The sequence below is a fragment of the Sorangium sp. So ce834 genome (assembly GCF_051521425.1).
Lineage (GTDB): Bacteria > Myxococcota_A > Polyangia > Polyangiales > Polyangiaceae > Sorangium > Sorangium cellulosum_D.
Genome location: NZ_CP150351.1, coordinates 1,871,421 through 1,885,431, shown reverse-complemented (window position 1 = coordinate 1,885,431; position 14,011 = coordinate 1,871,421). Strand labels below are relative to the sequence as shown.

Below are 14,011 nucleotides of genomic sequence, written 5' to 3'. Positions count from 1 at the left end.
CGTGCTGACTCAGGGCGTGCCTCTCGCGGCCCACGCCGCGCCCGCAAAGCGATCCTTGAACGCACTCAGACGGTGCAGGCTCGCCATCGTCGCGTCGAGATCGACGCCGAAGTCGATGAGGCACGCGATCTCGTCGACCCCGATCGCGGCGAGCCGCTCGACCGCCCTGGCGCACGTCTCGGGTGTGCCGAAGAGCGCCGCCGTCCTGAAGTAGCGCTCGAATGCCAGGACGATCACCTCCTCCTGCTCCGCCGGGGGGAGCGCCTGGAGCTCCTTCCAGAAGGCGCCCCAGAGCTCGACGGCGCTCCGGAGGTAGCTCATGAACGGCCGCTGGACGGCCTGCCGCACCTCCTCCAGGCGATCGCCGATGAACGTGTGCATCATCAGCGTCACCTTCCCTGCGGCCGGGTCGTGATCGTGCTCGGCGCGGGCACGGCGGTAGGCCGCGATCTTTGTCGCGAGATCGTCGAACGACTGGAGGATCAGCGCTGTGAGCACGTTGGCGCCGAACGCGCCCGCCTGGACGAACCGCTCCTCGCCGCCCGAGCACGTAATCCAGACGGGCAGATCCGGCTGCTTCGGCTGCGGGTAGAGCCGGACGGAGGCCATCTCGCCCTTGCCGTTCGGGAAGCTGACGCCCTCACCGCGCCAGAGCGCCTTGACCGTCAGGATGCGGGAGAACAGGAGCGCCACGCGATCCTCGTAGCTCTCCGGCGCGAGGACGAAGTCGTTCGGATTCCAGCCTGTCGCAAACGCGACGTCCACCCGGCCACCCGAGAGATTGTCCACGACCGACCACTGCTCGGCCACCCGGATCGGGTGGTCCATCGGCAAGACCACGCTGCCCGCCCGGAGCCGGATCCGACGCGTCACCATCGCGAGCGCGCCGCAGAGGAGGCTCGGGCACGGGTAGAGCCCGCCGAACGCGTGGAAGTGGCGCTCCGGCGCCCAGATCGCCTTGAAGCCACGCGCGTCCGCCAGCTTTGAGGTCTCGAAAAAGAGACGGTATTTGTCGTCCGCGAAGTCTGCTTCGTTCGATGAGAAAAATAGCAGGCTGAAATCCATGCGGGGCTCCTCGGTTCTCGTCTGGGCGCTCGCTCGTCTGGGCGCTCGATTTCTCAGCCGCAGGCGATCGAGGCAAGCTTACCTAGAGCCCGATCCGGTCCTATGCAATGGCGCCGGGGCGGGCGCCGCGCCGCGCTATTCCCACCGAAACAGCTTGACGGACGCGGCGAGCGAGACCGCGCCCCACGTGAGCAACGTCGCGATCTGCGGGAGGACCTCCGATGCGCCCGCCCCTTCCAGCATCACCGCGCGCAGCGCGTCGTTGAGGGGTGTGAGCGGCAGCGCCCGCACGAGCGGCTGGAGGGCGTCGGGGAACCGCGACGAGGAGAAGAACGTCCCCGAGGCGAGGAACATCGGCACGCTCACCAGGTTGATGATGCCGCCGGCCGTCTGCATGTTCTGCGCTCGCGACGCGAGGAGCAGCCCGAGCCCCGCGAACATCAGCGCTCCCGACGCTGCCACCGCCGTGAGCAGCGCGAGCGAGCCCCGCATCGGCACGTCGAGCACCAGCGCTCCGAACGCGAGCAACGTCGAGATCTCCAGCCCGAGAAAGCACGCCCGGGACACGAGGAGCGAGAGGAGGAAGTCGCCGCGGCGCATCGGCGTCACCAGGAAGCGCCTCATCAGCCGCTTCGTGCGCAGCTCGACGACCGCGAAGCCCACGCCCCAGAGCCCGCTCGACATCACGGTGATACCGATGATCCCGGGCACCAAGAAGTCGACGTACCGCGATCCCGGCTCGGTCGTCGTGACTTCCACCGCCTCGACCGGATCGCTGCGCCCTGCCGCGCGCTGGAGCACGTCGTCGGCGAGCATCCGCGCGAGCCGGCTCTCCGGTCGCGTCGGATCGAACTCGTAGACCGGCCGCGCGCCGGGTACGACCACGAGATCGACCTTCCCCGCGCGCAGCGCGGCGCGCGCAGCGCCCGCGTCGAGCGCCTCCGCGGTGACCTCGGAGCTCGCGTCGAGCACGGCGCGAAGCGGCTCGGCCCCGGGCCCTTCTGCCACGGCGACTGCGACCGGCTGGGGTGGTCCGCTCCGGAAGGCGATCCAGAGCACGGTGGCGACGAGGATCGGGAGGACGAACGTCCAGAAGACCTGGCTGGGCTCGCGGTAGAACGAGCGCAGGCGGGTGAGCACGAGCTCCCGGAGCGCGGGTCGCTTGACCCTACTCACGGAGCTGCCTGCCGGTGAGGTGGACGAAGACATCGTCCAGCGTTGCGCGCTGCATCGAGAGGCGGGTCAGGCGGGCACCCACGCGCGCGAGGAGGTCGAGCAGCGCCGGAAGCGCGACGTGGGGCGCCTCGACCGCGAGCGAGAACCCGTCGGCGTCCCTGCGCGACATACGCGCGCTCGGGAGCGCGCCGAGCGCCGCGACGTCGACCCCTCCGCTGGGCTCCACGGCGAAACCGATCATCACCTCGCCGCCCAGCGCGGCGATGAGCTCCCTGGGCGTCCCGAGCGCCATCAACACGCCTCCATCGATGACGCCCACACGGTCGCAGAGCCGCTCTGCCTCGTCCATGTAATGTGTCGTGAGCATCACGGTGCCGCCGTGCGCGCGGAACTCGAGCACGAGGTCCCAGAGGTTCCGGCGAGAATGCGGGTCGAGGCCGGTCGTCGGCTCGTCCAGAAAGAGCAGCTCCGGGTCGCCGACGAGCGCGCAGGCGACGGCTATCCGCTGCTTCTGTCCACCGGAGAGCCGCTCGTACTGCGCGTCCTGCTTCTCCTCGAGCTGGACCGCGCGGATCAGCTCGTTCACCTCGCGTCCCCTGGCGTAGAAGGAGCGGAAGAGCGACAGGATCTCGCGGGCGGTGAGCCGTTCGGGCAAGTAGGTCTGCTGCAGCGTGATCCCGATCCGCTCACGCAACGCGCGCTCATGTGTTGTCCAGCGTCGATGGAGCACCTCGGCGTCGCCGGCCGTGGGCTCGCGCAGGCCTTCCAGGATCTCGATCATCGTGGTTTTCCCCGCGCCGTTCGGTCCGAGGAGCCCGAAGCACTCGCCTGTGTGCACGTCGAGATCGAGGCCGCGCAGGGCGTGCACGTCGCCGTAGCGCTTCGTGAGCCCGCGACAGCGGATGGCGAAGGACATGGGCCAGCGCGCGGCAGAGACCATGCCATGGAGACCATGCCAGGAAGAGCGAGCGGCCCCGATCATCGACGAACGAGAGCGTGACCGCCGCGGGCACGAACAGATTGGAAAGGTCGGAGCTCATTCGGCTTTCTTCCGAGCCGCCTGCGCGGCGCGCTCCGACGTGAGGGGACGGGCTGATTCAGCGGCGGGGCGCGGCGAGAGCCGCCTTTCGCCTCCAGGCAGCCGAACTCGAATCGAGGACGCCGGAAACCCGAGCCTGCCCGGCGTGACGTTCATCCTCAGCGGCGAGGGCTGGCCGGGCCTGAGGTGCTCCCCGCCCGAGCACGAGCGCTCCCCGATGCGAGCGGCCGCCATGGCCGGAGGCTACATGGACAGCTCTCGCAGCCCGGCCGGATGGCATTCCTGGTCGTCCTACATGCGACAGAGCAAAGTCGAACCGCACGCATACGTAATCGCGCTCGGCGAAGAAATGAGGCTGTCCACAAAAAAATATAATGCGACGGCGACCGGGTGCGACTTCGTGCCGCAAAGCGGATAGCGCTGCGGATCCGGGGCGCCCTTGCCGCCGCCCTGCGCCTGGTTCCCGCCGCTCCCGCCTCCCGCGCCCTGCCGGCCCGCTCCGGCGCCGCCGCCACCGGTTCGCCACCGCAACTTCGTCCTTGGGCGACGCGGTACTAGGCGACGCTGGGCAGGTTCGCCTACATTGCTATTTCATACGCCATGACCTTCCCGCGCCGCAGACAGCCTTTCGTGGTCGCTCCCCCTGCTCTCCTGGCCGCGCTGCTCCCGCTCGCCGGCTGCACCTCGTCCGACCGGCAGCCGGACGAGGCGCTGCGCAGCGCGTTCCCGGACCAGGCCGAGGCCGTCCTGAGCGTCGGCCCGGGGTTCGTCCGCAGCGGCGCCGGCATCGAGCGCGCCGCCGGGCCGCGCCGCGGCGGGGTCGCGGTGCGCCTGCCGAGCGACGGGAGCGACGCCATCCTCTTCGAGCTCGACGGGGGCACGACGCTCCGGATTTGCGAGGTGGGCGCCGGAGGCGAGGCGATGCTCGCAGACCGCGCCGTGGTCTACAGGCGCGCCGGCGGGTCGTCGTTCTGGAGCGCGATCCCGGACGGCGTCGAGGAGTGGCTGCTGCTCGACGCCGAGGCGGTGCGGCGCGACGCGCCCGTGGCCGCATGGGAGCTCCAGGGCGGCGCGCTCGCGGCGCGGGACGGGGCCGTCGAGATCGCCGACGCGACAGGGGCGGTGCGGCTCCGCGTGACGGCGCCGGCGGCGTACGCGGCCGGCGGGCGCGAGGTCGAGGCGCGGCTCGCGGCGCGCGGGGCGCGGATCGAGCTGTTCGTCGACGCGGAGGGCGAGCAGGTGCTCGTCGATCCGGAGTGGGTGGCCGCGGGGAGCATGGGGTTCCGCCGCCGCCGTCACGCGATGGCGAAGATCGGGGCCGGCCTGCTCGTCGCCGGAGGAATCGATATGGGGGGCGACAAGCTCCGCTCCGTCGAGATCTATGAGCCGGCCGACGACGCATGGGCGGCTCCGCCGCCGCCAGGCAGCCAGATGAGGAAGCCGCGCGCCGACTACGCGATCGCCGCGCTCGATGACGGGCGCGTCCTCGCCGTCGGCGGCGACGTCGGTACGATGGGCTCCACCTACGAGCTTTACGATCCAGAAAGCAACACGTGGGGGCCGGAATCCCCGCCCACCTTGGGCGTGGTCGCGCCGCTCTACCAGCACACGCTGACCGTGCTCCCGGCAGAGCATGCGAGCACCGTCGGAGACGTCCTGATCGTCGGCGGCACGCCCGATCTGAACAACTACACACCCGTCCGCGACGTCTTCCGCTTCTTCAAGGGTACCGATACGATCGTGAGAGGCCCCGACCTCGAGACCGCCCGGACCATGCACGCGGCCACGCTGCTCGCGACAGGCCAGGTCCTGGTCACCGGCGGCTACAGAAGCATGTCCGGGCTCCCGACCACCGAGCTGTACGATCCGGCGGCAAACACCTGGACCCCGGGACCCATGATGCTGGGCGAGCGCTACCAGCACACGGCAACGCGGCTCCAGGACGGGCGCGTCCTCGTGGCTGGGCACAGCGTCGGAGCAGAGATCTACACGCCGTCCGCGTCGGGCCCGGGCGAGTTCGGCGCGGCCGGGGACTTCGACGGCTCCAATCGATTCCGTCACTCGGCGACGTTGCTCCCGAACGGCTGCGTGCTCGTCGCAGGTGGGCAGAAAACCGGGAGGATCACCCTCGCCGACACGTGGTTCTACGACCCGGGCACGAACGAATGGATCCGCGGGCGGTCGCTCATCGAGGCTCGCTCGTTCCACACGGCGACGCTCCTCGATGACGGCTCCGTGCTGCTCGTCGGCGGGGAATACTGGAATGACGGCGGAGCCCGCGTACCCCTCGCGACGTCGGAGCGGTATGTCCTGAGCCAGGTCGGCGAGGCGTGCGAGGCGGGCTGCGAGTGCCAGACCGGGTTCTGCGTCGACGGCGTCTGCTGTGACACCGCCTGTGATCGCGGCGCCTGCGACGCCTGCTCCGTGTTCGCCGGCGGGCCCGCCGACGGCATCTGCACGCCCCTCACGGGACCTGTCTGCGACGACGGGAACCCATGCACGCGCGACGACGTGTGCAACGAGGGCACCTGCGCCGGCGCGCCCGACGACATGGCGACCTGCGGTGACGAAAAGGAGTGCACGCGACACGCCTGCATCGAGGGGAGCTGTATCGAGATGAACGACGACGGCGCGACCTGCGACGACGGCAATCTCTGCACCCGAGGCGACGTCTGCCGGGAGGGGATCTGCGGCGGCGAAGAGATCACCTGCGATGCCATGGACGAGTGCCACACCGACGGCGCGTGCGATCGGAACACCGGAGAGTGCATCTTCCCGAAGAAGATCGATCAGACGGCGTGCGAGGAGGACGGGGTGTGCATCGACGGGCGCTGCGACCACGCCGGCGTGCCGGAGGCATCGTCGTCATCGCAGGGCGGCGCGGGCGGCGCCGGCGGCGCCGGCGGCGCGGGCGGCGCGGGCTCGCCTCCCGCTGACGAGGACCACGAAGGCTGTGGCTGCAGGGTCGCGGGCGCGGCCGCGCCGGACGGGAGCGCGGCCGCTGCGCTGCTCACCGCGGCGGCGGCGGCTTCGCGCGCCGCACGACGGCGCCGTCGGCCTCGCCCGCCGAGCCCTCGTTGACCCAGTAGATCGCGCCGGCAGGGGCCGCGATCGCCCCCGGGCTGCGCTGCCCCTCGGCGAGCGTGAGCACCTGGCCTGCACCGCAGCCGACGCCGGGCGCAGCGCCGCGGGGAAGCGCCTTCACGGTGCCGTCGCCGCGGTTCGTCCAGTAGATGAGCTGCTCGTCGAGCGCCACGCCGTACGGGCCCTTGCAGCCCTCGACGAGCACATCGCGCCTGCTCCCGTCCACTGCCCCCCGCACCACCTCCCCGCTGCGGTAGTTCACCCAGAACACCTCGACAGGGTCCCTGGCGTCGAGCGCGATCCCGTACGGTGTGCTCTCCCGGTCGCCCACGATCACCGGCGCGGCGGCGTCGGCCTCCCGGCACCGGACCTCGCCCGTCTCGCCCGCGCCGTGGTCGGTCCAGCAAACGACGCTGTCCGCCGCCGCGATGCGGTAAGGGTAGCTGCCGGCGTCGAAGACCGGCTCCGCCACCCGCCGGCTCAGCTCCATCTGGCCCACGCTGCCGGGCTCTCCTGGGCTCCCGGAGAGCTGCGTCCAGAACAGGCGATCACCGTTCGTCGCGAGCCCCTCCAGAGCGCCCGGTCTTCCCGAGCTCGGCTCGTCCAGCAAGCGCTCTGGCTTGTTGCTGCCGACGATCAGCCGCATCAAAGCGCTCTCGCGATTGCCGATGCCGTGGTTCGTCCAGAAGACACGGCCGCCCTCGCCGAGCGCGATCTGGCGCGGCGCCGCCTGCCCGGAGGCGAGCGTCTCCGGGCGGCCGCCGGTGCGCGCGACCCGCTTCACGGCGCCGTCGGCCGGAGCGCTCAGCGAGCCCTGCTCGGTCCAGAACACGGCCTCGTCGCTCACCGCGAGCGACATCGGGCTCCGCTGCCGCGCGGCCAGGACGACAGGCTGCCGCTCGTCGACGGCGCAGAGCGGATCGCCGATCCGCTTGCGAGGGCAGCTCGCCGTGACCGGAGACGTGACCACGACGGGCGCAGGCTGCCGCTCGGGTGAGCAGATCGCCTTCGGGAGCGCGACCCGCCCCTCGGGCGTGCGCCGCCAGCCGACCTCGCTCTCCGCCTCGAGCGGCACGAAGCACCCGAAAGGGCCGCAGACGCCGTCCCCCTCGGTCGCGATCGCGACGTTGACGTCGTCGCTCGCCGCGATCGTGCACCCCTCCGGCTCGACCTCGGCCAGGTCCGCGCCGCCGAAGCAGCGCGCCACGTCGAAGCAGGCCCGGTGCAGGACGTCGCGCTCCACGTAATCGGGCAGGAGCTCCGCGCTCACGTGGGCGTCCACGCACGTGCCGGCAACGCACGTCCGGTCCGCGCCGCACGCTCCCTCGGCGTCGGCCTCGTCCCCGCTGCACAGGAAATGGAGCGGCATCCAGAGCGTCGCCACGCGGTCCTCGGGGACGGTCGTGACCACCGTGTGCTTCACGCGGACCCGCCCGCGCAGGAGCCCCCGCACGGTGACGCGGATCTCCAGGCTCGGATCGTCGGAGACCGTCAGCCCCTGTGTTCCGGGAAGACTCACGTCCTCCGGATCCGCGCCGAGCGAGAAGCCCTCGTTGATGATGCGATTGTCGCCGGACAAGACCTCGAGATCGAAGCGATCGAGGTCCTTGGGCATCGCCATGTCGGTCTGGACGGCGATCATGACCTCCCCCGTGACGGGCGCCGAGCACGCCGCCTGGGCGACGGCGAACGCCGCCGTGGGCCACGAGGGCCGCCTCACCAGCGGCCTCCGAACGCGGCGGAGCGCGTGGGGCCGAGGGTCCCCTCGATCGTCGGCGCCGGCGAGGGCTGGAGCAGGAGGATGCCGCCGGTGACGGCCGCCACGACGACGAGGGCGCCGCCCGCGACCCACACCCACGCCGGGGGGGCGCTGGACCTCTCGATCGGCGTCAGGGCGACGCGGAAGCGGCTCAGCTCGTCGTCCTGGATCACGATCTCCGACTCATAGGGTGTCATGCCGGGCGCCGTGACCCGCAGCGCATGACGGCCGCTCGGCACGGCGCCGTCCCACTGCCCCTGACCCAGGACCTTGCCGTCCAGCGCGATGCGGGCGCCCGGCGACGCGAGCACGGAGAGCCTGCCGGCGTGGACCTGCGGCTCCAGCTGGACGTTCACGACCACCGTCGCGCCGGGCACCACGTCCTCCGCCCGGACATGCTCCTTGAAGCCTGGCTTCTCGACGCGGATGCGCCTTGTCCCGGAGTCGACGATCACCTTGTCCGGGAGCGGCGTCTTTCCGGCCGGCGCGTCGTCGATCGTCACCTCCGCGCCCGCCTCGCTCACCGCGATGTCCAGGCGACCGACGAGGGCTTCGGCGCTCCGCTCGAGGGCGTTCATCGTCGCCCAGTCCTGCGGGGTCAGGACGCCGCGGTCCGCCTGCCTCAGCTGCTCCACGAGCGTGAGCACATGCCTGTACCGGTGCATGTTGGACTTGCAGACGACCATGTTCCAGAGGAGGCGCACGTCCTTCGAGAGCGCGTAGGCCTGCTCGAACTTGATGAACGCATTGGCGTAGTCGCCATGGTCGAAGAGGCTCTTCCCGAGCTCGTAATCGGCCTTGGCCGTGCCGGTCAGCACCTCTGCGAGCGGCGCCGGGGCCGCCGCGGCCGGCGCCGGGGCCGCCGCGGCCGGGGCCGCCGCGGCCGGCGCCGCCGCGGCCGGCGCCGGAGGGGTCTGCTGCGCGGCCGCCTCGCCGGCCATGGTCAGCGCCAGGAGGGCGATCGCGACCGCGGGCCGCCTCGCCAGCATACGTGAACGCATCGGTGCCTCGTCGAATGAGGGGTGCCGCCGGTCAAAGACCGGTCATGCGTATCTCATTTGAGGGGGGGCGCGAAGGGATTCGTGGGCTGGGCGGGCGTCGGCTGCGCTGTCGGCGCCGGGACCGCCGCCGGCTCGCGCCGGCGCTTCTGCGGCAGCGCGGGGCGCCGCACCGTCTCGGCCGGCGAGACCGGAGAGACCGACGGCTGCGGCGGCGCGGCCTTCGCCGGCTCGTCCGCCGCAGACGGGGGCTCCGGCGGGATGGGCCGGCCCGCCGGGACGTCTGCCGCGCCTTGCCGAGCGCGCTCCGACGCCTCGTCGTCCTGCGCGACCGCCGCGATCGGCTGCGGCGCCTCCTCCCTCTCCGGCGGTCCGCGGCGCAGCGCGACCGCGCCCGACACCCCGAGCGCGAGCGCGGCCATCGCGACCGCGCCGAGCACCACCGAGAGGATCTTGCGGCGCGCCGGCCGCGCGACGGTCCGCGCCGTGGGCAGGAGGCTCTCCAGCGCCCCCGGAGAGGCGGCCGCCGTGGTGTCCAGCTCGAGCCTCACCGCGGGCGCGGGCGCAGCGGGCTGGGGCGCCTCCGGGGCAGCGCTCAGGATCCGCGCAGCCCGCTCCGCGCGCTCCTGTCCGCCCGCCGGCGCGAAGGGCACGAGCGCGAGCGCCAGCTCGGCCACGGTCTGCGGGCGCTGGGCCGGATCCTTCTGGAGGCAGTGGAGGATCACGCGCTCGAGCCCCGCGGGGATATCGCTCCGGAGCTCGCTGGGCCGCGCCGGGTCCGCGCTCGCGACCTGCAGGACGAGCTCGGTGAGCGCCATCGCCTCGAACGGCGGCCGCCCGACCAGCAGGCGGTAGAGGATCGCGCCGAGCGCCCAGATGTCGGAGCGGGCGTCGACCGAGCGCGACGATCGCATCTGCTCCGGCGACATGTAGATGGGCGAGCCGAGCATCTCCCGCGTCTGCGTCAGCGACGCGCCGCCGCCCTCGGCGCCGCTCGGCAGCTCCTTCGAGATCCCGAAGTCGAGCACCTTGAGGAGCTTCGCCCCGCCGGGCGTGGTCGCGAGGAAGAGGTTCGCCGGCTTGAGATCGCGGTGCACGATGCCCGCGGCGTGCGCCTCGGCCATCGCCACGCACGCCTGCAGGACGTAATCGACCGCGTCGAGGGTGCAGAGCGGGCCGTGGGCGCGGAGCACCTCGGAGAGATCTTCGCCCTCCAGATACTCCATCACGATGTACGGGACACCCGAGTCGAGCTCGCCGACGTCGAGCACCCGCACGACGTGCTCGCCCTTGAGCCGGACCGCCGCGCGCGCCTCGCGGAGGAACCGCTGCGAGAGCGCCGGGCTCTCGCCCTCGTCGCTGAGCAGGAGCTTGATCGCGACCCGCTGCGGCAAGAACAGGTGGCTCGCCGCGACCACGAGCCCCATGCCGCCGCGGCCCAGGACGCGATCCACCCGGTACTTGCCGGCGATCACCTCTCCTTGGACGACAGGTGGGTTCATGAGAGCTCCGCGCGTTGCGCCCTCGCAAAGGGCGGCCGCGACCACGAATCTGCCGTGCGCGATGGTAGCACACCAGCCCGTCGCACAGCCAACTATGGACACAGCGCTCGCCGGAGGGCGCTACGATTCGGCCATGACGCTCTCACCTCGACGCATTTCACACATTTCCAGGGCGGCAGGTCCGCTCGCGCTGCTCGTTCATGCCGGGTGCGGCGGCGCGGTGATCATGGACGGCGGCGGAGACGGCGCCGGCGGCGCCGGCGGCGCGGGCTCGACGACGACCGCCGCCGTCGGCCCTTCGCCGACCCCTCATCCTCCGCCGACGCCCGATCCTCCGCCGACGACCTCCGGCAGCCCGGCGCCGGAGGTGAACGCGGTCGTCTACGGCGACGCGACCGTGACCATCCGCGTCGCCAGCCTGGCCCTGTCTTGCCGCGATCCCGAAGCGCGCCCCACGTTCTCGCCCTGCAGCGACTGGTGGAACCTGGAGCTCCGCATGCCCGCGTCGATGCTCACCATCGGCGAGGTGGACACGGCGAGCGGCGATTTCACGATCTACGGGACGTCGTCGCGCGCGGATTGCAGCAGCACCGGGGCCGCCAGCGGCGGCGGCGGCGTGGGCTTCGGCAGGCTCACCATCACGGCGATCGAGCCGACGTCGGTCGCCTTCGAGCTCGATGGCATGGGCTCCCTATTCCTCGACGAGGACCCGAACGGCCGCTACGTCGCGGCCCGCTGCGCCGCGCGCTAGCGCAGCCATCCGCTCCAATCCCGCGCTCGCAGCGCGCGACCTCGCGATCCGGCCCATCAGGGCCCCCGTCGCCCACCTGGGCGGGCCGCCGCGGTCTCGGGACGGTCTCGGTCACACTCCGAGATCGATCCGCGACCTTGCACGTCGACGGGTCCACCCGACGGCGACGAAGCGACGCCCAGAGTCCACGGGCGCCAGGACTTCGTCCGTCCGGAGCCCTGGGAGAAAGCTCATGTCGATCCGCACCTGGTTTCGCGCGCCCCGCGTCCGCCACGGCCTCGCCGCCAGCGCCGTCGTCCTCGCTGCCGGCGGCCTCGTCCTCGCCCGCGCCGCCGCCGGCGATCAGCGCCCCGCGAGCGCGTCCACCGCAGCCGCCTCGAGCGGCTCGAACAGCGCCGCCTTCTCCGGCCCCGGCGCTCACGGCACCTTCGCCCTCAGCCACACCAAGGTGCTGAGCGGCGGCGAACAGCGCGTCTTCGCCGAGCTGATCCTCACGGCCGACGCCGTCGAGCAGGCCAGGGAGCGCGCGCCGCTCTCGATCGTCATCGTCCTCGACACCTCGGGCTCCATGGCCGGCGAGAAGCTCGAGCAGGCGAAGCGATCGGCCGTCCAGCTCCTCCGCGACCTGCGCGACGACGACGAGATCGCCTTCGTCCGCTATTCGAGCGACAGCGAGCTCCTCCAGCCGCTCGCCAGCGCCGGCCGCGTCCGGGCCGACCTGATCGCCCGGATCCAGGCCCTGGAGTCCAGCGGCGGGACCAACATCGCGCCCGCGCTCGCCCAGGGCGTGCTCGCCCTCGCCGACGCCGGCAAAGGCCGCGTGCGCCGGGTGATCCTGGCGAGCGATGGCCTCGACGGCACGCGCGCCCGGAGCGAGGAGGTCGCCCGGGACAGCGCCGGGCGCGGGATCACCACCTCGTCCCTGGGGATCGGCCTCGATTTCGACGAGGCGTACATGGGCGCGGTCGCCCAGGCGGGCCGCGGCAATTTCGCCTTCGTCAAGGACGCCTCGGCCCTCGCCGCCTTCCTGCAGCGCGAGCTCCGGGAGACCGCCGCCACGACGATCGAGGGCGCGTCGGCCCGGCTGAAGCTCCCGGCCGGCGTCCGCCTCGTCCGCGCCTCCGGGGCCGACGCGAGGCCCCTCGCCGCCGGCGCCGAGGTCGAGCTCGCGCTCGGTTCGCTCTTCTCCGGCGACGAGCGCCGCGTGATCCTCGAGCTCGCGGCCTCGCTGGACAGCGAGGCGTCGCGGACCATCGAGGGGCAGATCCGCTGGAGCCGGGTCGGCGGCGACGCCGCGCAGGCCCCGATCGCCGGGCTCACCCTGACCGGATCGAGCTCCGCCGAGGCCGTCGAGGCGGGCAAGGACCTCGCCGTCCTCGCCGACGCCCTGAGCGTCGTCGCCTCCCGCCGTCAGCTCGAGGCCGCGGACGCCTACCAGCAGGGCGACGTCGGGCGGGCCCAGCGCCTCATCGATCAGAGCATGAGCGAGCTCAGCGCGGTCGCCGCCGTCGCGCCGACGGCCGCGGCGGCCCCGCTCCGGAAGCAGCTGATGGACTACAAGGCGACGCAGAAGGAGTTCCTCTCTGCGCCGCCGTCGAGCACCGCCGGCAAGGCGGCGGCCAAGCGCGCCGTCGAGAAGGACATCTCCAACCTGTCGAGGCGCTGACGATGCTGCGCACGATCGCCTTCGTCGCCGCCGCTGCGCTCTCGCTCGGGCTCTCGCCGCTCGCGCTCCGGCTCGGCCCGGTCGCGGGCGCGCTGCTGCTCGTCGCCGCCGCCGTCCTCCTCGCCGTCGCGGCGAGCGGGGCGCTCGTCTCGCTCGCCGTCGCCGCGGGCGCGCTCGGGGCCCTCGCGTTCGGCCTCGCCGGCGCGGCGTCCCCGGCCGCGGCCGGCGCCGCGCTCGCCGGCCTCTGCTTCGCGGAGCGCTCGGTCCGGGTCCGGGGCCGGGGCGCCCGCCTGCTGCACGTCGGCGCGGCCCTCGCCGGCGGCGCCCTCGCCGGCTCGCTCCTCGCTGCCTTCGACGCGGCGTCGCTCGCGCTCCGGGGGGTCGCGCTCGCGGTGTCCGCGGTGCTCGTCGCGCTCCCCTTCCTCGTCGACGCCGACGACGCCGTGGCCCACGCCCTCGACGGCGCCGCCGGCGAGATCACGGGCCCCGCGCGCGCATCGCTCCGCGAGGGCGCGGCGCTCCGCCGGACGGTCGCGGGCGAGGCGCTGCGGGGCCGCCGGGCGGCGCGCCAGGCCCGGGCGACCTGGGCGTCGCTGCTGCGCCTCGCCGAGGCGCGGGCGAGGCTCGAGCGCACGCTCGCGGTGGGCCGCGCCGCGCAGGGGCGCGAGGCGCGAGAGGGGGAGCCTCCGCCGGCCGGCGCTGGGAGCGCCGAGGCCGCGCAGGCCGGCGCGCCGGCGGTGGAGGCGGTGATCGGCAAGGTGGACGCGCGGATCGCCGACCACGTCGCCGCGCTGACGCGGGCTTACACCGCGGTGAGCGCAGCCCGGGCCGCGGAGGCGAGCCTGGACGACGCGGCGCTCGTCGGGGTGCAGACGATGGGCGACTCGCTCGAGCAGGTCAGCAAGACCATGGTCGAGGAGGTCTGACGCGCGCCCGAGGTGGCTAGATCCATCCTCCAGGAGTCCGGCCAG

The 14,011-nt window shown here is 72.9% G+C and carries 10 protein-coding genes; 4 read left to right on the top strand and 6 right to left on the bottom strand.

All coding sequences use genetic code 11. The features are described 5' to 3' along the window. Nucleotides 1-9: 9 nt before the first annotated feature. The 3 genes from WMF20_RS06935 to WMF20_RS06925 all read right to left on the bottom strand — a co-directional run bounded on the left by WMF20_RS06935 (nt 10) and on the right by WMF20_RS06925 (nt 3,157). A complete protein-coding gene (locus WMF20_RS06935; RefSeq protein WP_437611743.1) occupies nt 10-1,065 on the bottom strand; it encodes a MupA/Atu3671 family FMN-dependent luciferase-like monooxygenase in 1,056 nt (351 codons plus the stop codon). A 135-nt stretch (nt 1,066-1,200) separates the two neighbouring features. Continuing rightward, nucleotides 1,201-2,241, bottom strand: a complete 1,041-nt coding sequence (locus WMF20_RS06930; RefSeq protein ID WP_437611742.1) for an ABC transporter permease — start codon at nt 2,239-2,241, stop codon at nt 1,201-1,203. Next, nucleotides 2,234-3,157 carry an ABC transporter ATP-binding protein gene (locus WMF20_RS06925; RefSeq protein WP_237245118.1) on the bottom strand — a complete coding sequence of 308 codons (924 nt, stop codon included), beginning with the start codon at nt 3,155-3,157 and terminating at the stop codon, nt 2,234-2,236. The genes WMF20_RS06930 and WMF20_RS06925 overlap by 8 nt, the downstream gene beginning before the upstream one ends. Nucleotides 3,158-3,880: 723 nt before the next feature. Between WMF20_RS06925 and WMF20_RS06920 the strand changes: the two genes are divergently transcribed. Beyond that, nucleotides 3,881-6,361, top strand: a complete 2,481-nt coding sequence (locus WMF20_RS06920) for a kelch repeat-containing protein (RefSeq protein WP_437611741.1) — start codon at nt 3,881-3,883, stop codon at nt 6,359-6,361. On the opposite strand, the gene WMF20_RS06915 is transcribed toward WMF20_RS06920, so the two are convergent. Genes WMF20_RS06915 through WMF20_RS06905 form a run of 3 tightly spaced genes read right to left on the bottom strand, consistent with a single transcriptional unit; the run spans nt 6,291 to nt 10,623 of the window. Next, nucleotides 6,291-8,084, bottom strand: a complete 1,794-nt coding sequence (locus WMF20_RS06915; RefSeq protein WP_437611740.1) for a hypothetical protein — start codon at nt 8,082-8,084, stop codon at nt 6,291-6,293. The genes WMF20_RS06920 and WMF20_RS06915 overlap by 71 nt on opposite strands. Beyond that, on the bottom strand, nt 8,081-9,124 hold the full coding sequence (locus WMF20_RS06910) for a PEGA domain-containing protein (protein ID WP_437611739.1): 1,044 nt from the start codon (nt 9,122-9,124) through the stop codon (nt 8,081-8,083). Before WMF20_RS06910 ends, WMF20_RS06915 begins: the two co-directional genes overlap by 4 nt. Nucleotides 9,125-9,177: 53 nt before the next feature. Continuing rightward, nucleotides 9,178-10,623 (bottom strand): protein kinase domain-containing protein, encoded by a 1,446-nt coding sequence (locus WMF20_RS06905; RefSeq protein ID WP_437611738.1) that lies wholly within the window; start codon nt 10,621-10,623, stop codon nt 9,178-9,180. A 133-nt stretch (nt 10,624-10,756) separates the two neighbouring features. Here WMF20_RS06905 and WMF20_RS06900 point away from each other — a divergent pair, with 133 nt between their 5' ends. The 3 genes from WMF20_RS06900 (at nt 10,757) to WMF20_RS06890 (ending at nt 13,966) form a co-directional block, all read left to right on the top strand. After that, nucleotides 10,757-11,374, top strand: coding sequence for a hypothetical protein (locus WMF20_RS06900; RefSeq protein WP_437611737.1), 618 nt, complete (start codon nt 10,757-10,759; stop codon nt 11,372-11,374). Nucleotides 11,375-11,606: 232 nt separating this feature from the next. Beyond that, nucleotides 11,607-13,040 carry a vWA domain-containing protein gene (locus WMF20_RS06895; protein ID WP_437611736.1) on the top strand — a complete coding sequence of 478 codons (1,434 nt, stop codon included), beginning with the start codon at nt 11,607-11,609 and terminating at the stop codon, nt 13,038-13,040. 2 nt (nt 13,041-13,042) lie between these two features. Further along, nucleotides 13,043-13,966 (top strand): hypothetical protein, encoded by a 924-nt coding sequence (locus tag WMF20_RS06890; RefSeq protein ID WP_437611735.1) that lies wholly within the window; start codon nt 13,043-13,045, stop codon nt 13,964-13,966. The last annotated feature ends 45 nt before the right edge of the window (nt 13,967-14,011 follow it).

Excerpts from the sequence above, each read along its gene's own strand:
- WMF20_RS06890 (WP_437611735.1), top strand. The coding sequence starts at position 13,043 with ATGCTGCGCACGATCGCCTTCGTCGCCGCCGCTGCGCTCTCGCTCGGG.
- WMF20_RS06910 (WP_437611739.1), bottom strand. The coding sequence starts at position 9,124 with ATGCGTTCACGTATGCTGGCGAGGCGGCCCGCGGTCGCGATCGCCCTC.
- WMF20_RS06920 (WP_437611741.1), top strand. The coding sequence starts at position 3,881 with ATGACCTTCCCGCGCCGCAGACAGCCTTTCGTGGTCGCTCCCCCTGCT.
- WMF20_RS06905 (WP_437611738.1), bottom strand. The coding sequence starts at position 10,623 with ATGAACCCACCTGTCGTCCAAGGAGAGGTGATCGCCGGCAAGTACCGG.
- WMF20_RS06935 (WP_437611743.1), bottom strand. The coding sequence starts at position 1,065 with ATGGATTTCAGCCTGCTATTTTTCTCATCGAACGAAGCAGACTTCGCG.
- WMF20_RS06900 (WP_437611737.1), top strand. The coding sequence starts at position 10,757 with ATGACGCTCTCACCTCGACGCATTTCACACATTTCCAGGGCGGCAGGT.
- WMF20_RS06925 (WP_237245118.1), bottom strand. The coding sequence starts at position 3,157 with ATGTCCTTCGCCATCCGCTGTCGCGGGCTCACGAAGCGCTACGGCGAC.
- WMF20_RS06895 (WP_437611736.1), top strand. The coding sequence starts at position 11,607 with ATGTCGATCCGCACCTGGTTTCGCGCGCCCCGCGTCCGCCACGGCCTC.